This is a genomic window from Magnetospirillum aberrantis SpK (genome assembly GCF_011022235.1).
Taxonomy (GTDB): domain Bacteria; phylum Pseudomonadota; class Alphaproteobacteria; order Rhodospirillales; family Magnetospirillaceae; genus Magnetospirillum; species Magnetospirillum aberrantis.
In genome coordinates this window covers 1-17,925 of the sequence record NZ_JAAIYP010000033.1, presented here as the reverse complement: position 1 = coordinate 17,925, position 17,925 = coordinate 1, and the positions used below count along the sequence as shown (strand labels likewise).

Genomic DNA, 17,925 nt, shown 5'->3' with positions numbered 1-17,925 from the left:
GGCTGCCGCAGGTGGCGACAGCCTTGTTTTCTCAGCGTGGGCGCGGGGGCGGGGGCGGCCGATGATCGGCCAGACGCTTGCGCCCTTCGGCGGACATCTTTGGCAGTGCTTCGGCCAGGATGGTGCCGATCACCGCGCCTTCACGTGCACGGTTGGCACGAAATTCGCTTTCTTCCTTAAGGAAGGCTTCGAGGTCGAAGGGGTCGGCGGCGAGAATTTCTCGCATGCGTTCGAACCCGCGGGGTTGTCCCGGCTCGTCCGGGAACTGGCTCTTATGGGCTTCATAGGCTTGGCGCAGAATGCGCGCATCCGGTTCCGGCAGGCTTTCAGCCATGTCCAGAATCATCATTCCGGGGCGCCCGGGGCCGGGTCCAGGCCCAGGTCCCCTGGGGTCGCGGAAGAAGTGCGTGCCGACGACGGCGCCGAAATACACGTTGAAGGCCAGCGAGGCGACCAGGAGCCACAGCCAGGGTTTCGAATTGGTCATCGTACGTCCAGCGAGGAATAAGCGTTCGACATCGCCAGCAGTTCGACCGCCGACACGGATTGTTGTGTGGTGCCGGTCGGCAGAAAGCCGCCGGTCACCAGTCCAAGCATCGCCGCCGCCGCCACCGACGCGGCCAGACGCGGTCCCCATTCCCGGCCGGCGCCAAGCGCCGTGCCAAGATGGTCCAACGCGACCCGCCAATGCGGGCGGCGGCGGGCGGGGGTGCGCGGAATCTGGGCCAGGACGGAATTGGAAAGGCGGGTCACCGCCGCCCGGTCCACCATTCGGCCGGGATCAAAGGCGCGCATGGCCGTCTCGACACGCTCGGCCTGGGCAAGCAGGGCGGCGGCGGCGGGTTCGCGGTCGATCAGGGCCAGTGCGGCGGCGCATTCGGCCTCGGGCCACTGGTCGCGCCGGCAACCATGGCGGTCGAGCAGGGCGGTGAATTGGTCCAACGTCATAACACGTCTCCCATTTTCTCCAATCCGCGGCGGGTGAAATAGTCCCGAAGCCCCCGCCGGCCACGAACAAGCAAGGATTCCAGCGCGGACAGCGAAATGTCGAGAGCTTCGGCGGCTTCCTGACAGCTGACCTCGCCGTAATAACACAACGATACCGCCGCACGCTGGCGGTCGGGAAGAGTGGCCAAGGCTTCGGCCACCAGTTCTCGGGCCTGGTCGCTGGCGCATCGTTCCAGGCCGTCGGGGGCGGTGTCGGCGGGTTCCGCGACATCGTCCAGGGCGGCCATGGGGGCTCGGCGCTTGCGGTCCAGGCACAGGTTCATCACGACCCGGTAAAGCCAAGTCGTGAAGCGTGCGCCCCCCGGATTCCATCTGGCCGCGACCGACCATACGCGCAAGAACGCCTCCTGAGCCACCTCTTCGGCGTCCTGGATGTTGCCGGTCATGCGGATCGCCAAGGTCATGGCGAACGCTCCGTGGCGCTCCATCAGGGTTGCGAAAGCCGTAGGGTCTCCGCGCCCGATTGCCGCGAGCAGGCTTTCATCATCCATGGTGTCCGCGGTCGTCTCCGTCTTCCCGGCCAGGGTTCCTTGCGACTGTAATGCTTATACGGACGGCTGGCCGACTTCCTGCGCGGAAGGTCCGAAAAAAGTGACGACGCTCAATGATGATGGTGGTGATCGTGTCCGCAGGCGGCGTGGTCGCGGGTCCATTGGTCGAAGGCACGCATCATCGCCGCCCGCAGTTCCGATGGCTTGATGTCGGGAAACAGGTCGGCCAGCGCGTCCCAGATCTTTCCGTTTTGCAGGAAGTTCCTGCCAAAGGTCTCCAGATCGGCGGCGTTGTCGTGGTCCAGCGCCTGATAGATGTGACGGAACAGGCGGTCGGCGGTGGTCGGGTCCATGGTCGGGTCCGTAAGGGAATGGGGTCAGGACTGGTGTTCCAGCAACGCCTGGCGTTCGAAGCGGCGGTAGACGTCCTTGAGCTCGTCCGGGGACAGGAATATGCCGAACCCCATCAGGTCGTTGCGGATCTTCAGCATCAGGAATCCTTCTTCCGCCCTGGTTTCCACCTTGGCGAAGTCGGCGTCGAGCAACAGCCGCAGATAGGCTTGGTTGTTCTCGTCGGTCAGGTCGCAGGCCCAGTCGGCCAAAAGCCGGTTGCGCCGGGCTCGCACCCAGAACGCCTGTTCCGCAGCGCCGACGAAATTAGCCTGGGAGGTGGTGCCCTTGGCCGCGAAGGTGTCGAGAATGGACATGGTCACAAGGTGGTGCCCACCCAATTGCCTGCCGATGGATCGGTGTGCAATGGCGGGCCCGAAACGTCAGTGATGTCCGTGACCGTGTCCATGCCCTTCGCTGGGGGCTTTGGTCTGCAAGGCCGAGATCAGGCCGTAAACCACGACGCACCCCACCAGGAACAAGACGATTCCTTGCAGCAAACCGGGCATTTCGAACTCCTTGAAGGCTATTTTTCGACAAACTCGCACCCTTTTGCCGGCGCTGTCAACGCGGCCCCGGCTTTGGTGCGGGGAAATGTCCTAGTAAGCAATATTGGTATTGTTCTGATTGCAAATCATTGTCTATGGCATATGACGTATAGGTAATTTATATCACCTATAGATGTTAAGGAAAAAACACCTATATCGTGCATGTTTTTCCGTGTTTTTTTGCCGGTTTTCGGCGCTGCAAAAAATATGCTGCACTGCGGAATATGCTGGGTAATCTTGGCGTGCGCCTTAAATGTCGAAGGAAATTGATCCTAAGTACGGGTAATTATCGATGTGACATTTTCTGCTTACGTTGACGTAAACGTAAATGTATATCTGAACCCTTATAAGAGGCTTCAGGAAGGGACGGAACAATGTCCGATGTGGAGGAGCGTTTGCGGGATGCCCTGCCCAAGCTGAGTAGGCTTGGCGCGACGGTGCGTTTCGATTTGGGCAAGGACGGGATGTGGGTGGTGGACGCCAGTGGGGCGGCTCCGACCCTGAGCGAGGATGACGACGGCGACCTTGATGTCGCCTGCACCATCAAGATCACCAGCGACAATCTGGTCAAGCTGATGGATGGCAAGTTGGATCCCATGCTTGGCTACACCCTGGGCAAGATCAAGGTTTCCGGTTCCATGGGCGTGGCCATGAAGCTGGTCGGCGCCATCGGTTGACGGGGGGCGGCATGATTTCTTCCGTCAAGGCTTTCATCCTGGCCGTCGGATTGGTGGCGGCCGTCGCACCGGTGGCGTTGGCCGCCGACACGGTGTCCTTGGGTTACGACATCCGCAAGGAAGGCGAATCCATCGGCAAGGAGCAGGTGCGGATTGCCCGCGCCGACGATGGTACTGCGGTCGTCGATGTGCAGACCAAGACGCGGGCCAAGGTTCTGTTTCTGGAATTCCGCTATGACCATAGCCGCCGCGAAGAGTGGCGGAATGGCGCCATGGTGCGCATGGTGGCCGATACTGACGACGACGGGTCCAAATTCCATCTCGAGGCTGAGCGGTCGGCCGGCGGGTGGAACCTCACCGTCAACGGTCAGGCCAGCGAGCGGCCTGGAGACCTTTTGCCCCTGACGCTGTGGGGGCGGTCGATTCTCGAGAAAAGCGAGTTGTTCAGCATCATCGACGCCAAGCCCTACAAGGTGAGGGTGGAGGCGTTGGGAAGCGAACAGGTCTCGGTCGGCGGCCAGATGGTGACGGCCGAGCATTTTCGCATGAGCGGCGGTGTGGAGCGCGATCTCTGGTACGGGTCCGACGGCTTTTTGCTGCGGGCGACGTTCCAGCGTTCGGGTTATCCCATCGAGATCGTGCGTGAATAGAGGTGTCCCTGCGGAGGTTGGGCATCCTTGGGTATAATCATAACGTTTACGTTAACGGAAACCCCTTGACGTAGCTGTGGGGCAACTCTAGGGTTCATGCAAAAGGCGGCAAAAGTCCGCTATTGGGAGGAAACGGCATGTGGAAGAACGTTCGTGGTAGCGCGCTGACCAGCGCCCTGGCTTTGGCGACCGTCCTGGGGGCGGGCAGCGAGGCGATGGCCGCAGGTTTTCAATTGCGCGAGCAAAGCTCGGAAGGTCTGGGCAACGCCTTCGCCGGTTCGGCGGCCAAGGCCTACAACCTGTCGACCATTTTCTACAATCCGGCCGGCATGACCCGGCTCGAGGGCAACCAGACCGCTGGCTCTGCCACCGTCATCATGCCGGTGGCCAAGTTCGAGGGGTCCAACACCCTGACCACCGGCACCCAGACGACGGGCAGCATGGGGGGTGACGCCATCAACGACGCCGCGGTGGGTGCGTTTTACGCCATGTGGGACGCTCGCCCCGACTTCAAGGTCGGCGTGGCGGTCACCGCGCCGTTCGGTCTGCGCAGCGATTACGAAGAAGACTGGGTAGGGCGCTTCCATGCCCTGGAAAGCTCGATCACCAACATCAATTTCAGCCCGAACGTCGCCTATCGCATCAACGATCATCTGTCCATCGGCGGTGGTGCCCAGGTGGCTTATACCAAGGTGCGACTAAGCAACGCGGTCAACCTTGGCGCGGCGGGGCAGGCCAAGGCCGTGGTGGAAGGCGACGACGTCTCTTTCGGCGGTGTGGCCGGCATGTTGTATGAGTTCACGCCCACCAGCCGTGTCGGCGTGAACTACCGTTCGCGAATGAAGAACAAGCTGAAGGGCGACGCGACCTACCAGGCTTCGGCGGCGACCAAGGCGGCCGTCGGTAATCCGCAAAGCTTGCAGGATGTGGACGCCACTGCCGACCTGACCCTGCCCGATACCATGACCTTGAGTCTGTATCACGAGCTGTCGCCGGAATGGGCGGTGATGGGCGACGTCCAATGGACCAACTGGTCCACCTTCAAGGAAGTGCGCATCAAATTCGCCGATGGCCGCGCTGACGCGGTCACCGAGGAAAAGTGGGACGACACTTGGTTCTTCTCGCTGGGTGCCACCTACACCATGAACGAGCAGCACAAGTTCCATTTCGGCGTCGCCTACGACCAGGCGCCGATGAGTGACCAATATCGTACCGCGCGTATCCCCGACGCCAACCGTTATTGGCTGTCGCTCGGCTACACCTACGATGTCGATCCCAACTTCAGCACCAACATCGGCTACACCCACATCTTTGCCGACAGCGCCAACATCAACGAGCAGAACAAGAGCAACAGCGGTGTCCTGACGGGGTCCTACGACGCTTACGTGGACATCATCAGCGCCAGCTTCGTGGTGAAGTTCTAAGGCCGGGCAGCTGGAGGAAACGTGTCGTGACTACAGTCGTGCAGCAGTCGAGCAGCCCGATTCCGGCGGTGCCGGTGTCCACCATCCTGGATCAGGCGGTGGCCCAGTTCCCCGGTCAGAACGCCATCGACTTTCTTGGCAAGCGCACCACCTATGGCGAGTTGGGTGAATTGGTGGAGCGTGCGGCGCGGGGCTTCCAGCAGCTTGGTGTCCGCAAGGGTGTGCGGGTGGGCCTGTGCCTGCCCAACACTCCCTATTTCGTCATCTGTTATTACGCGGTGCTGAAGGCGGGCGGCATCGTCGTCAACTACAACCCGCTTTACGTCGAACGCGAGCTCAAGCATCAGATCGGCGATTCCGGGACCACCATCATGGTGACCCTGGACCTCAAGCAGATCTATCCCAAGGTCGCGGCCATGCTCGAGGAAACCTGCCTCGAGCGGGTGGTGGTGTGCCGCATGAGCGCCATCCTGCCGGCGGTCAAGAGCGTGATGTTCTCGGTGCTCAAACGCTCCGAGATGGCCGAGGTGCCCGACGACCTGCGCCATGTGCCGTTCGAGCGGCTGATCGCCAACGAAGGCAAGCCGCGGCCGGTGGAGATCGAGCCGAAGGGCGATGTCGCCGTGCTGCAATACACCGGCGGCACCACCGGCGTTCCCAAGGGCGCCATGCTGACCCACGCCAACCTGACGGCCAACGCCGAACAATTGCGGCGCTGGATGCCCGAGATCTATGCCGGGCAGGAGCGGGTGCTCGGGGTGCTGCCGTTCTTCCACGTCTTCGCCATGACCGTGGTGATGAACCTGGGGGTCAGCATCGGTGCCGAGCTGATCCTGGTGCCGCGTTTCGACCTGCAACAGGTGCTGAAACTGATCGGCAAGCGTCGGCCGACCCTGTTCCCCGGCGTTCCGACCATCTACACCGCGCTCAACAACGCCGCCAGCCAGGGAACGTTCGACCTGTCGTCGATCCGCTATTGCATTTCCGGCGGCGCGCCGCTGCCAGTCGAGGTGCGGACCCGTTTCGAGGAGATGACCGGGTGCCGTCTGGTCGAAGGTTACGGCCTGTCCGAGGCGTCGCCGGTGGTCACCTGCAATCCCATCGCCGGCCAGATCAAGAGCGCTTCCATCGGCATGCCGCTGGATGAAACGGTGGTCGAGGTGCGTTCCACCGTCGATCCCACCCAGATCCTGGGCGTCGGCGAACGCGGCGAAATCTGCGTGCGGGGGCCGCAGGTGATGGCCGGCTATTGGCAACGTCCGGCGGACACCGAACAGGCCTTCATCGACGGCGCCTTGCGCACCGGCGACGTCGGCTATCGCGACGAGGACGGCTATCTGTTCCTGGTCGACCGCATCAAGGACGTCATCCTGGCCGGCGGTTTCAACGTCTATCCCCGCGTCATCGAGGAAGCGTTGTACCAGCATCCGGCGGTGGCCGAGGCGGTGGTGATCGGTGTTCCCGACCCCTATCGCGGTCAGGCGCCCAAAGCCTTCGTCCGGCTGCGCGACGGTGTCGAGGCCGACCCGGACGAGATCAAGTCGTTCCTGACCACACAGATTTCGCGCATCGAGATGCCAAGAAGCATCGAAATCCGCGATGAACTGCCCAAGACCATGATCGGCAAGCTCTCCAAGAAGGAGTTGGTGGCCGAAGAACAGGCGCGGGCGGAAGAAGAAGCCGAGTCCAAGGCTCGCCACATTTCCTGAAACAGTGACGCACCGAGAGAACGGCTATGAACCGGATGGATTTCCATGGTATGAAGGTTACGCAAAGGGAAGTTATCAGCCCTTCACGTAATTATTTCGCCCTGGGGAACCACAGCGCTCATGGAAAAGATCTACTCGGTGACCGAACTGGCCAAGGATCTGGGGGTCACGCCGCGCACCATCCGCTTCTACGAGGATCAGGGGCTGATCCTGCCGCAGCGGGCGGGCACCACGCGGGTCTACACCCATCGCGACCGGGCGCGGATGATTCTCATCCTGCGCGGCAAGCGGCTGGGCTTCTCGCTCAAGGATATCAAGGAATTTCTCGACCTCTACGTGGTGGACACCACTCAGGTCGAGCAGTTGAGGGTGTTGGTGACCAAGGTCCGCGGGCGCATCGCCCAACTCGAGGACCAGCTTCAGGCGGTGCAGACCAGCCTGGACGAATTGCGCGAGATCGAGCGGATGAGCCTCGATTCTCTCACGCACAAGGGCGTGGACATGAACTCGGTCTAGGGAAGGAGAGCGGCGCAGACCTTCCTTCCTTCCCGACGACCTCTCCCAAAAACGAAAACTCGGAGATTCGTCGATGAAGAAGGTGGTTGTCGCCGGTTACGCGCGTTCGCCGTTTACCCCGGCCAAGAAGGGTGAACTGGCTTCCGTCCGTCCCGATGAACTGGCCGCGCAGGTGGTGCGCGCGCTGGTGGCCAAGACCGGCATTCCGGGTGACGACATCGAGGATCTGATCCTCGGTTGCGCCTTTCCCGAAGGCGAGCAGGGCTTCAACGTCTCGCGTCTGGTCAGCCTGATGGCCGGCCTGCCGCGGTCGCTGGGGGCCATGACCGTCAACCGCTTCTGCGGTTCGTCCATGTCGTCGGTGCACATCGCTGCCGGCGCCATTCAGATGGGGGCCGGCGAGGCTTTCATCTGCGCCGGCGTCGAAAGCATGACCCGCGTGCCCATGATGGGCTTCAACCCGCTGCCGCATCCCCAGTTCGCCGCCGAGATGCCCGGCGCCTACATGGGCATGGGCGACACCGCCGAGAACGTGGCGGCCAAGTGGAACATCTCGCGCCGCGAGCAGGAAGAGTTCGCCGTCCGCTCGCATCAGCGCGCCAGCGCAGCCCAGGCCGCCGGCAAGTTCGCCGACGAGATCGTCGCCATCACCGGCCGCAAGGGCACGGTCTCGGTGGACGGCTGCGTCCGTGGTGAGACCACCTTGGAAGGTCTGGCCGAGCTCAAGCCCTGCTTCAACGCCAGTGGCGTGGTCACCGCCGGCACCTCGTCGCCGCTGACCGACGGCGCCGCCGCCGTTCTGGTGTGCACCGAGGATTACGCCAAGACCCACAACCTGGACATCCTGGCGGCCATCAAGTCGGTGGCGGTGTGCGGCTGCGATCCCGAGATCATGGGTATCGGCCCGGTGGGCTCCAGCCTCAAGGCCCTGGCCCGCGCCGGTCTCAAGGCCTCCGACCTCGACGTGGTCGAACTGAACGAAGCCTTCGCCTCGCAATCCATCGCCTGCGTGCGGGAACTGGGCCTGGACGAAGCCAAGGTCAACATCGACGGCGGCGCCATCGCCCTCGGCCATCCGCTGGGCGCCACCGGTGCCCGTATCGTCGGCAAGGCGGCGTCCCTGCTGAAGCGCGAGGGCGGCAAGTTCGCGCTGGCCACCCAGTGCATCGGCGGCGGCCAGGGCATCGCCACCATCCTGGAGGCGGTGTGATGGCGGAAATCAACAAAGTCGCGGTGATCGGCGCCGGGGTCATGGGCGCGGGTATCGCCGCCCATGTCGCCAACGCCGGTATCCCCGTCGTCCTGCTCGACATCGTCGCCCCCGCGGGCGCAGGACCGCAATCGAACGGCTCCAACCCTAACCGCAACGCCATCGCCGAGGGCGCGGTGGCCAAGATGCTGAAGACCGATCCGGCGCCGTTCATGAGCAAGGCGGCGGCCAAGCTGGTCACCACCGGCAACATCGAGGACAATCTGGACCTTCTGGCCGATTGCGATTGGATCGTCGAGGCGGTGATCGAACGGCTCGACATCAAGCAGTCGCTTTACGCCAAGGTCGATGCGGTGCGCAAGAAGGGCTCGGTGGTGTCGTCCAACACCTCGACCATTCCGCTGGCGACCCTGGTCGAAGGGCTGTCCGACAGCTTCGCCGAAGACTTCGTCATCACCCACTTCTTCAACCCGCCGCGCTACATGCGGTTGCTGGAAGTGGTGGGCGGCGCCAAGACCAAGGCCGAGGCGCTGGACGCGGTGTCCACCTTCGCCGACCACAAGCTGGGCAAGTCGGTGGTGCGCTGCAAGGACCGCCCCGGCTTCATCGCCAACCGTCTGGGCGTCTATTGGCTTCAGGCGGCGGTGGTCGAGGCGTTCGACGCCGGTCTCGACATCGAGGACGTGGATGCCATCGTCGGCAAGCCCATGGGCATTCCCAAGACCGGCGTGTTCGGTCTGCTCGATCTGGTCGGTCTGGACCTGATGCCGCACGTCAACGCCTCGCTGGCCGCGGCGCTGCCCAAGGACGATCCCTTCCACGCCATGAACCGGCCGTTGCCCATGGTCGAGAAGATGATCGCCGACGGCTATACCGGCCGTAAGGGCAAGGGCGGTTTTTATCGCGTCAACCGCGCCAAGAACAAGGCCAAGGAAAGCGTCGATCTGGCCACCGGCGAATACCGCGCCACCAAGCGGGCCAATGTCGAGGCGGTCAAGTCCATGGGCCGCAAGCTGACCCGGCTTTTGGACCACGACAGCGAGCACGGCCGCTATGCCTGGCGGGTGCTGGGCCAGACGTTGGCCTATGCCAGCGCCCTGGTGGGCGACGCCGCCGACGAGATCGAGTCCATCGACGAGGCCATGCGCCTTGGCTACAACTGGAAATTCGGCCCATTCGAGCTGATCGACCAGATCGGCGTGGACTGGCTGGCCGCCAAGCTGGAAGCCAGCGGCATGGCCGTGCCGGCGATCCTCAAGACCGCCAGCGGCAAGACCTTCTATCGTGTCGAGAACGGCACCCGTCAGGTGCTGGGCATGGACGGCGCCTATCGCGATCTGGTCCGCCCGGATGGCGTGGTCATGCTGGCCGACATCAAGCTGAAATCCCAACCGGTGCTGAAGAACGGTTCGGCCGCCCTGTGGGATATCGGCGACGGCGTGGCGTGCTTCGAGTTCACCAGCAAGATGAACGCCCTGGACCCCGACATCATGGACTTGCTGACCAAGTCCATCCGCCGGGTGAAGAAGGATTTCAAGGCGCTGGTGGTCTACAACGAAGGCTCCAACTTCTCGGTCGGCGCCAACCTTGGTCTGGCTATCTTCGCCGCCAACATCGCCGCCTGGACCGAGATCGAATCCTTGGTGGCGGCCGGTCAACAGGCCTACAAGGCGCTGAAATACGCGCCCTTCCCGGTGGTCGGCGCGCCGTCTGGCATGGCTTTGGGCGGCGGTTGCGAAATCCTGCTGCATTGCGACGCGGTGCAGGCCCATGCGGAGACCTATATGGGTCTGGTGGAAGTGGGCGTCGGCCTGCTGCCCGGTTGGGGCGGCTGCAAGGAAATGCTGACCCGCTGGGCGTCGTCCGGCAAGTTGCCCAAGGGCCCCATGCCGGCGGTCGGCAAGGCCTTCGAACTGATCAGCACCGCCACTGTCGCCAAGTCGGCGGCCGAGGCCAAGGAACAGTTGTTCCTGCGCCCGCATGACGGCATCACCATGAACCGCTACCGCCTGTTGGCCGACGCCAAGGCCAAGGCGCTGTCCATGGTCGATGGCTACCAGATTCCCGAGCCGCCGGTGCCGTTGGCGTTGCCGGGTCCGTCGGGCAAGGTGGCGCTTGAGATGGCGGTGGCCGGGTTCCAGCGTTTGGGCAAGGCCACGCCCCATGACGGCGTGGTGTCGGGCGAGGTCGCCAACGTGCTTTCGGGCGGCGATACCGACGTGATCAAGACGGTGGACGAGGACGCGCTTTACGACCTCGAGCGTGAGGCCTTCATGCGGCTGGTGCGCCATCCCGGCACCTTGGCCCGTGTCGAGCACATGCTGCTGACCGGCAAGCCGCTTCGCAACTGATTCCGCGCAAAAGGAACAACACCATGGCCAGTTACAAGGCTCCCCTGCGCGACATGCGCTTCGTTCTCTTCGAGCTGATGGGCGGCGACGACCTTGCGTCCTTGCCCGGCTACGAGGAATTCACCCGCGACCTGATCGACCCGGTGCTGGAAGAGGCCGCCAAGGTCTGTGAAGAGGTTCTGCACCCGCTGAACCGTTCCGGCGACGAGGAAGGCTGCACTTTCGAAAACGGTGTGGTGCGTACGCCCAAGGGTTTCATCGAGGCTTACAAGACCTTCCGTGACGGCGGCTGGACTTCGATCGCCTGCGATCCCGCCTATGGCGGCCAGGGGTTGCCCAAGTCGGTCAACACCCTGGTCGAGGAAATGATCTGTTCGGCCAATCTGTCGTTCGGCATGTATCCGGGGCTCAGCCACGGCGCCTATGTGTCGCTGCACGGCTATGGTTCGGACGAACTCAAGGACGCCTATCTGCCCAAGATGGTGGATGGCACCTGGTCCGGCACCATGTGCCTGACCGAACCCCATTGCGGCACCGATCTCGGCCTGTTGCGCACCAAGGCGGTGCCGCAGGATGACGGCAGCTACAAGATCACCGGCACCAAGATCTTCATCTCGGCCGGCGAGCACGACCTGACCGAGAACATCATCCATCTGGTGCTGGCCCGTCTGCCCGACGCGCCCAAGGGGGTCAAGGGCATCAGCCTGTTCCTGGTGCCCAAGTTCATGCCCGATTCCGACGGTAATCCCGGCCCGCGCAACGGCGTCGCCTGCGGCTCCATCGAACACAAGATGGGCATCAAGGCGTCGTCCACCTGCGTCATGAACTTCGACGACGCCACCGGCTGGCTGATCGGTCAGCCCCACAAGGGCATGCAGGCCATGTTCGCCATGATGAACACCGAACGTCTGTCGGTGGGCATCCAGGGGCTGGGTTTGGCGGAAGCGTCCTACCAGGGCGCGGTCACCTATGCCCGCGAACGCATCCAGGGCCGCTCGCTGACCGGGGTCAAGCATCCCGACAAAGCGGCGGACCCGATCATCGTCCATCCCGACGTGCGCCGCATGCTGTTGACCCAGCGTGCCTATGTCGAGGGATGCCGTGCGTTGGGCGCCTGGGCGGCCCGTGCGCTCGACCTGCAAAAGCATCACACCGACCCGGCGGTGCAAGAGGAGAACGAGGAATTCGTTGCCCTCATCACCCCGGTCATCAAGGCGTTGATGACCGATTTGGGTTTCGAGGCCACCAATCTGGGCGTCCAGGTGTTCGGCGGTCACGGCTTCATCCGTGAACACGGCATGGAGCAATACGTCCGCGACTGCCGTATCGCCCAGATCTACGAAGGCACCAACGGCGTGCAGGCGCTGGATCTGGTGGGGCGTAAGCTGCCGGCCAAGGCCGGGCGCAACCTGCGGCGTTTCTTCCACCCGGTGGCCGAGTACATCGAAACCCATGTGGAAGACGACACCATGGGCGAGTTCGTGCAGCCGCTGGCCAAGGCTTTCGTCCGTCTGCAACAGGCCACCGCCCAGGTGGCCCGCGCCGGCATGGCCAACCCGGACGAGGCGGGGGCGGCGGCCACCGACTACCTGCGTCTGTTCGGCCTGACGGCGCTGGCCTATCTGTGGGCGCGGATGGTCGAGGTCAGCCTGCCCAAGGTTGGCGGTGCCGACGATTCGGACGGCTTCTACACCGCCAAGGTCAACACCGCGCGTTTCTACATGGAACGCGTGTTGCCCCAGACCAACGGCCTGTTCGCCCAGATCATGGCCGGCGGCAAGTCGATCATGGCCTTCGACGAGGCCGCGTTCTGACGAAACTCCTCTCCCTCTCCCGGCACCGCCGGGAGAGGGCAGGGTGGGAGCATGAAAACCATGAACCTCTGGTTTCGTCTGCTCAAGGTACTGATTTTCGGGCTGTTTCGTCCCCGCCTGGCCATGACCGAAGTGTCGCGGCTGCGGTTCCGGGTGTGGCCCAACGACATCGACATCAACGTCCACATGAACAACGCCCGCTATCTGGCGCTGATGGATTTGGGCCGCTTCGACCTGATCGCGCGGGCCGGACTGTGGCGGCCGGTGCTGCGCAAGCACTGGCAACCGGTGATCGGCGGCGCGCTGGTGCGGTATCGCCGGCCGCTCAAGACGTTCCAGCCATTCACCCTGGCCAGCCGCATGCTGGGCTGGGACGACCGCTGGATCTACATCGAACACCGGGTGGAGACCGAGGGCGGGGTGGCGTGCGTGACCATGGTCCGTGCCGCCTTCCTGGAAAAGGGCGCCATCGTGCCGCCGGATCAAGTGGCGGCCGAGGTGGGCTTCGCGGGCGAGGCGCCGCCGGCGCCGGCCTGGGCCGGACAATGGCGGGCGCTGGACGAGAGTGCTTTCGACGACGCGGCGCCGCTTCGCGCCGCCCAATGACCAACGACATTCGCCGCGTCAAGACGGCGGGGGAGGACCTGACATGCGTTCGCTGAACGGCAAGACTCTGTTCATCACCGGCGCCAGCCGCGGTATCGGCAAGGCCATCGCGCTCAGGGCGGCACGCGACGGCGCCAACGTCGTCATTGCCGCCAAGACGGTGGAAAGCCATCCCAAGCTGCCGGGCACCATCTACACCGCCGCCGAAGAGATCGAGGCGGTGGGCGGCAAGGCGCTGCCTTTGGTGGTGGACGTGCGTGACGAGGCCAATCTGGCCGATGCCGCCGCCCAGGCGGCCGAAGCCTTCGGCGGCATCGACATCGTGGTCAACAACGCCAGCGCCATCAACCTGACGGCAACGCCGGAAACGGCCATGAAGCGCTATGACCTGATGATGTCGGTCAACGTGCGCGGCACTTTCGCCACCACCCAGGCCTGTCTGCCGTATCTGAAGAAGTCGGCCAATCCGCACATCCTGACCCTGTCGCCGCCGCCGTCCCTGGACCCCAAGTGGTTTGGCGGCCACGTCGCCTACACCATCAGCAAGATGGGCATGAGCCTGTGCGTGCTGGGCTGGGCCGAGGAATTCAAGAACGTGGGCATCGCCGCCAACGCGCTGTGGCCGCGCACGGTGATCGACACCGCCGCCCTGGCCATGCTGGGTGGCGCCATCAAACCCAGCCATTGCCGCACCCCTGACATCGTCGCCGACGCCGCGCAGGCCATCCTGACCCGGCCGTCGCGGGACTGCACCGGCAACTTCTTCATCGACGACGAAGTGTTGGCGGCCGAGGGCGTCAGCGACCTGTCGTCCTATGCGGTGGTGCCGGGCGGCACGTTGCTGCCCGACCTGTTCATCGATTGAGATCGAAGAGGGGGATCGCCATGCGTGGCCAAATGATGCAACTTCCGCTCGATATCGGGTCGATCCTGCGGTTTGCCGCCAAGTTCCACGGCGACACCGAGATCGTGTCGCGCACCGTCGAAGGCCCGGTGCACCGCACCACCTATGCCGAGGCCGCGCTGCGCGTGGCCCGGTTGGGCAACGCGCTCAGGCGTCTGGGCGTCAAGCGGGGGGACGTGGTCGGCACCATCGCCTGGAACGGCTATCGCCATTTCGAGCTGTATTACGCCATCGCCGGCTTGGGCGCGGTGTGCCACACCACCAATCCCCGGCTGTTCGCCGACCAGATTTCGTTCATCCTCGACGATGCAGGAGACGAGGTGCTGTTCTTCGACCTGACCTTCCTGCCGTTGGTCGAGACGTTGGCAGGGCGGTTGCCCAAGGTGCGGGCCTTCGTGCTGATGACCGACCGCGCGCACATGCCGGCCAACAGCCCGATTCCCAACCTGCTGTGCTATGAGGAACTGGTCGAGGCCGAAAGCGACGACATCGACTGGCCCCGGATCGACGAGCACGAGGCCTCGGGCCTGTGCTACACCTCGGGCACGACGGGTAATCCGCGCGGCGTGCTTTACAGTCATCGGTCCAGCGTTCTGCACGCCATGGCCTCGAACCTGGCCGACGGCTTCGCTTTGTCGGCGCGTGACGCGGTATTGCCGGTGGTGCCCATGTTCCATGTCAACGCCTGGGGCATTCCCTATTCGGCGGCCATGGTCGGGGCCAAGCTGGTGTTTCCCGGACCGCATCTGGACGGCACCTCGCTACGTTTGCTGATCGCCGACGAAGACGTCACCATCACCGCCGGCGTGCCGACGGTATGGATGAACCTGTTGGCCCATTGCCGCGACACCGGTACCGATCTGGCCGGGCTGGAACGGGTGGTGGTCGGCGGTGCCGCCTGTTCGGCGTCGCTGATGGAAGGGTTCGAAGCGTTGGGCGTGCGGGTCATCCATGCCTGGGGTATGACCGAGACCAGCCCGCTGGGACTGGCCAATACCCCCAGCCGCAAGAGCGCGGCCCTGCCGGCCGAGGCGCAGCGCAAGATCGCCCTGAAGCAGGGGCGGCCCATTTTCGGCGTCGACCTCAAGGTCGCCGACAGCCATGGCAATCCCCTGCCGCAGGACGGTCACAGCCCCGGCGCGCTCAAGATTTCCGGCCATTGGATCTGCGACGGTTACTTCCGTCTCGATCCGGTCGATGCCCATGCCGAGCCCGGCTGGTTCGATACCGGCGACGTCGCCACCATGACCGACGACGGCTTCGTCGAGATCGTCGACCGCACCAAGGACATGATCAAGTCGGGGGGCGAATGGATCAGTTCGATCCAACTGGAAAACGTCATGATGTCCCATCCCATGGTGCGCGAGGCGGCGGCCATCGCCCGGCCCGACGACCGTTGGGGGGAACGGCCGCGTCTGGTGGTGGCGTTGCGTGACGGCGCCCAGGCGACGCCCGCCGAATTGCGGGAATTCTTTGAAGGCCGGGTGAGCAAGTGGTGCGTTCCCGACGATGTCCTGATCGTCGATGAACTGCCGCACACCGCCACCGGCAAACTTTTGAAAACCGCGTTGCGCGCCCTTTACGCGCAAGTGCCGGTCGACGCCTAGTGGTCCGGTGAATCGGCCCACGAAATCAGTGCACGAGGAGGAAACAAGCATGAAAGCCCTGGTGGCGATCAAGCGGGTGGTCGACTACAACGTCAAGATCCGCGTCAAGGCCGACCAAAGCGGCGTCGAGACCGCCAACGTCAAGTACTCCGCCAATCCCTTCGATGAAATCGCGGTGGAAGAGGCGGTGCGCCTCAAGGAAGCCGGCGTGGTGTCCGAAGTGGTGGCGGTGTCCGTCGGCCCGGCGGCGGCCCAGGAAACCCTGCGCACAGCCTTGGCCATCGGTGCCGACCGCGCCATCCTGGTCCAGACCGACGACGAGGTCCAGCCGCTGGCGGTGGCCAAGATCCTCAAGCATCTGGCCGAGGCGGAAACGCCCGATCTGGTGATTTTGGGTAAACAGGCCATCGACGACGATTCCAACCAGACCGGCCAGATGCTGGCGGCGCTTCTGGGCTGGGCCCAGGGCACCTTCGCCTCGAAAGTGGTGGTCGAAGGCGGCAAGGTCCTGGTAACGCGCGAGATCGACGGCGGTTTGGAAACCGTGGCCCTGACCCTGCCGGCGGTGGTCACCACAGACTTGCGCCTGAACGAGCCGCGCTATGCCTCGCTGCCCAACATCATGAAGGCCAAGAAGAAGCCGCTGACGGTGGTGCCGGTGGCCGAGACCGGGGTGGACGTGGCGCCGCGCCTGACGACGCTGAAGGTCGAGGAACCGGCCAAGCGTAGCGCCGGCGTCAAGGTGGCCGACGTCGCCGCTTTGGTGGACAAGCTCAAGAATGAAGCCAAGGTGATCTGATCATGTCCGTTCTCGTTCTCGCCGAACACGACGGCCGCGCGCTCAAGCCGGCTACGCTCAACACCGCCACCGCCGCCGTCCGCCTGGGCGGTCCGGTCAACCTTTTGGTGGTCGGCCAAGGCGTCGGCGCCGTGGCCGAGGCGGCGGCCCAGATCGCCGGTGTCGCCAAGGTTCTGGTGGCCGACGACGCGGCCTACGCCCATCCGCTGGCCGAGGTTCTGGCTCCGCTGGTGGTGTCCCTGGCCGATGGTCACGCCGCCATCCTGGCGCCCGCCACCACCACCGGCAAGAACGTGCTGCCGCGCGTCGCCGCTGTTTTGGACGTGCAACAGATTTCGGAAATCACCGCCGTCTTGTCGGCCGATACCTTCGTCCGCCCCATCTATGCCGGCAACGCCCTGGCGACGGTGCAGTCCAAGGACGCGCTCAAGGTCATCACCGTGCGCACCACCGCCTTCGACGCGGCGCCGGCCACCGGCGGCGCGGCGGAAATCGTCACGGTGTCGGCGGCAGCGGCGCCATCCGCCGTTTCCGCTTTCGTCGGCCAGGAACTGGCCGTGTCGGAACGTCCCGACCTGACCGCCGCCCGCATCGTCATCTCGGGTGGGCGCGGCATGCAGTCGGGCGACAATTTCCACCTGCTGGAAAAGGTGGCGGACAAGCTGGGGGCCGCCGTCGGCGCCTCGCGTGCCGCCGTGGACGCCGGTTTCGTCTCCAACGACCTTCAGGTCGGCCAGACCGGCAAGATCGTCGCCCCGGAACTGTACATCGCCGTCGGCATCTCGGGCGCCATCCAGCATCTGGCCGGCATGAAGGACAGCAAGGTCATCGTCGCCATCAACAAGGACGAAGAGGCCCCCATCTTCCAGGTGGCCGATTATGGCCTGGTGGGCGACCTGTTCGTCGAGTTGCCCAAACTTTCCGCGGCCCTCCCTTCTCCCTGACGAGGCCGCACCTTGGAGGGGGCGGGCAATCCCGATGGCAACCACCGCCCGCCCCCTCTCTTTTTCCGTTCAGAGGTGCCGTGATGAGAGATGATCGCGAAAGCATGGAATTCGACGTAGTTGTTGTTGGCGGGGGTCCTTCGGGTCTGTCGTCGGCGATCCGTCTGAAACAGCTTTGCCCGGATCTTTCGGTTTGCGTCCTGGAAAAGGGGTCCGAGATCGGGGCGCACATTCTGTCGGGGGCGATTTTCGAGCCGCACGCGCTTGCCGAACTTTT

The 17,925-nt window shown here is 64.1% G+C and carries 20 protein-coding genes; 14 read left to right on the top strand and 6 right to left on the bottom strand.

Going from position 1 to position 17,925, the window contains the following annotated elements:
• Nucleotides 1–31: 31 nt before the first annotated feature.
• The 6 genes from G4223_RS06035 to G4223_RS20185 form a co-directional block, all read right to left on the bottom strand.
• Entirely contained in the window at nucleotides 32–487 is a 456-nt protein-coding gene (locus tag G4223_RS06035; RefSeq protein WP_163676494.1) for a periplasmic heavy metal sensor, read from the bottom strand.
• A complete protein-coding gene (locus G4223_RS06030; RefSeq protein WP_163676492.1) occupies nucleotides 484–948 on the bottom strand; it encodes a hypothetical protein in 465 nt (154 codons plus the stop codon). The genes G4223_RS06035 and G4223_RS06030 overlap by 4 nt, the downstream gene beginning before the upstream one ends.
• Complete coding sequence (locus G4223_RS06025) at nucleotides 945–1,532, bottom strand: RNA polymerase sigma factor (protein ID WP_277395020.1); 588 nt, start codon at nucleotides 1,530–1,532, stop codon at nucleotides 945–947. The genes G4223_RS06030 and G4223_RS06025 overlap by 4 nt, the downstream gene beginning before the upstream one ends.
• Before the next feature lie 77 nt (nucleotides 1,533–1,609).
• Nucleotides 1,610–1,852: a hypothetical protein gene (locus G4223_RS06020; RefSeq protein ID WP_163676486.1), complete on the bottom strand. Its 243-nt coding sequence runs from the start codon at nucleotides 1,850–1,852 to the stop codon at nucleotides 1,610–1,612.
• Between the two features lie 24 nt (nucleotides 1,853–1,876).
• A complete protein-coding gene (locus tag G4223_RS06015) occupies nucleotides 1,877–2,206 on the bottom strand; it encodes an ATPase inhibitor subunit zeta (RefSeq protein WP_163676660.1) in 330 nt (109 codons plus the stop codon).
• 66 nt (nucleotides 2,207–2,272) lie between these two features.
• The gene (locus G4223_RS20185; RefSeq protein WP_277395019.1) at nucleotides 2,273–2,398 is read right to left on the bottom strand and encodes a hypothetical protein; all 126 of its coding nucleotides are present in this window, start codon (nucleotides 2,396–2,398) and stop codon (nucleotides 2,273–2,275) included.
• 413 nt (nucleotides 2,399–2,811) lie between these two features.
• Here G4223_RS20185 and G4223_RS06010 point away from each other — a divergent pair, with 413 nt between their 5' ends.
• The 14 genes from G4223_RS06010 to G4223_RS05945 all read left to right on the top strand — a co-directional run.
• Nucleotides 2,812–3,114, top strand: a complete 303-nt coding sequence (locus tag G4223_RS06010; protein ID WP_163676483.1) for an SCP2 sterol-binding domain-containing protein — start codon at nucleotides 2,812–2,814, stop codon at nucleotides 3,112–3,114.
• Between the two features lie 11 nt (nucleotides 3,115–3,125).
• On the top strand, nucleotides 3,126–3,764 hold the full coding sequence (locus G4223_RS06005; protein WP_163676480.1) for a DUF6134 family protein: 639 nt from the start codon (nucleotides 3,126–3,128) through the stop codon (nucleotides 3,762–3,764).
• Between the two features lie 137 nt (nucleotides 3,765–3,901).
• Complete coding sequence (locus tag G4223_RS06000; RefSeq protein WP_163676477.1) at nucleotides 3,902–5,188, top strand: OmpP1/FadL family transporter; 1,287 nt, start codon at nucleotides 3,902–3,904, stop codon at nucleotides 5,186–5,188.
• A 26-nt stretch (nucleotides 5,189–5,214) separates the two neighbouring features.
• Nucleotides 5,215–6,897, top strand: a complete 1,683-nt coding sequence (locus G4223_RS05995; protein WP_163676474.1) for an AMP-binding protein — start codon at nucleotides 5,215–5,217, stop codon at nucleotides 6,895–6,897.
• A 120-nt stretch (nucleotides 6,898–7,017) separates the two neighbouring features.
• Complete coding sequence (locus G4223_RS05990) at nucleotides 7,018–7,413, top strand: MerR family transcriptional regulator (protein WP_163676471.1); 396 nt, start codon at nucleotides 7,018–7,020, stop codon at nucleotides 7,411–7,413.
• A 73-nt stretch (nucleotides 7,414–7,486) separates the two neighbouring features.
• The gene (locus tag G4223_RS05985) at nucleotides 7,487–8,623 is read left to right on the top strand and encodes a thiolase family protein (RefSeq protein WP_163676468.1); all 1,137 of its coding nucleotides are present in this window, start codon (nucleotides 7,487–7,489) and stop codon (nucleotides 8,621–8,623) included.
• The gene (locus G4223_RS05980; protein ID WP_163676465.1) at nucleotides 8,623–10,974 is read left to right on the top strand and encodes a 3-hydroxyacyl-CoA dehydrogenase/enoyl-CoA hydratase family protein; all 2,352 of its coding nucleotides are present in this window, start codon (nucleotides 8,623–8,625) and stop codon (nucleotides 10,972–10,974) included. The genes G4223_RS05985 and G4223_RS05980 overlap by 1 nt, the downstream gene beginning before the upstream one ends.
• Before the next feature lie 23 nt (nucleotides 10,975–10,997).
• On the top strand, nucleotides 10,998–12,788 hold the full coding sequence (locus G4223_RS05975; RefSeq protein ID WP_163676462.1) for an acyl-CoA dehydrogenase C-terminal domain-containing protein: 1,791 nt from the start codon (nucleotides 10,998–11,000) through the stop codon (nucleotides 12,786–12,788).
• 60 nt (nucleotides 12,789–12,848) lie between these two features.
• Nucleotides 12,849–13,394 (top strand): thioesterase family protein, encoded by a 546-nt coding sequence (locus G4223_RS05970; RefSeq protein WP_163676459.1) that lies wholly within the window; start codon nucleotides 12,849–12,851, stop codon nucleotides 13,392–13,394.
• Nucleotides 13,395–13,437: 43 nt separating this feature from the next.
• Nucleotides 13,438–14,259: an SDR family oxidoreductase gene (locus G4223_RS05965; RefSeq protein WP_163676456.1), complete on the top strand. Its 822-nt coding sequence runs from the start codon at nucleotides 13,438–13,440 to the stop codon at nucleotides 14,257–14,259.
• Between the two features lie 20 nt (nucleotides 14,260–14,279).
• On the top strand, nucleotides 14,280–15,905 hold the full coding sequence (locus G4223_RS05960) for a long-chain-fatty-acid--CoA ligase (protein WP_163676452.1): 1,626 nt from the start codon (nucleotides 14,280–14,282) through the stop codon (nucleotides 15,903–15,905).
• A 49-nt stretch (nucleotides 15,906–15,954) separates the two neighbouring features.
• The gene (locus G4223_RS05955; RefSeq protein ID WP_163676449.1) at nucleotides 15,955–16,704 is read left to right on the top strand and encodes an electron transfer flavoprotein subunit beta/FixA family protein; all 750 of its coding nucleotides are present in this window, start codon (nucleotides 15,955–15,957) and stop codon (nucleotides 16,702–16,704) included.
• A gap of 2 nt (nucleotides 16,705–16,706) precedes the next feature.
• The gene (locus G4223_RS05950) at nucleotides 16,707–17,648 is read left to right on the top strand and encodes an electron transfer flavoprotein subunit alpha/FixB family protein (protein WP_163676446.1); all 942 of its coding nucleotides are present in this window, start codon (nucleotides 16,707–16,709) and stop codon (nucleotides 17,646–17,648) included.
• 83 nt (nucleotides 17,649–17,731) lie between these two features.
• A partial coding sequence (locus tag G4223_RS05945) for an NAD(P)/FAD-dependent oxidoreductase (RefSeq protein ID WP_163676444.1) occupies nucleotides 17,732–17,925 on the top strand: 194 nt, incomplete at its 3' end.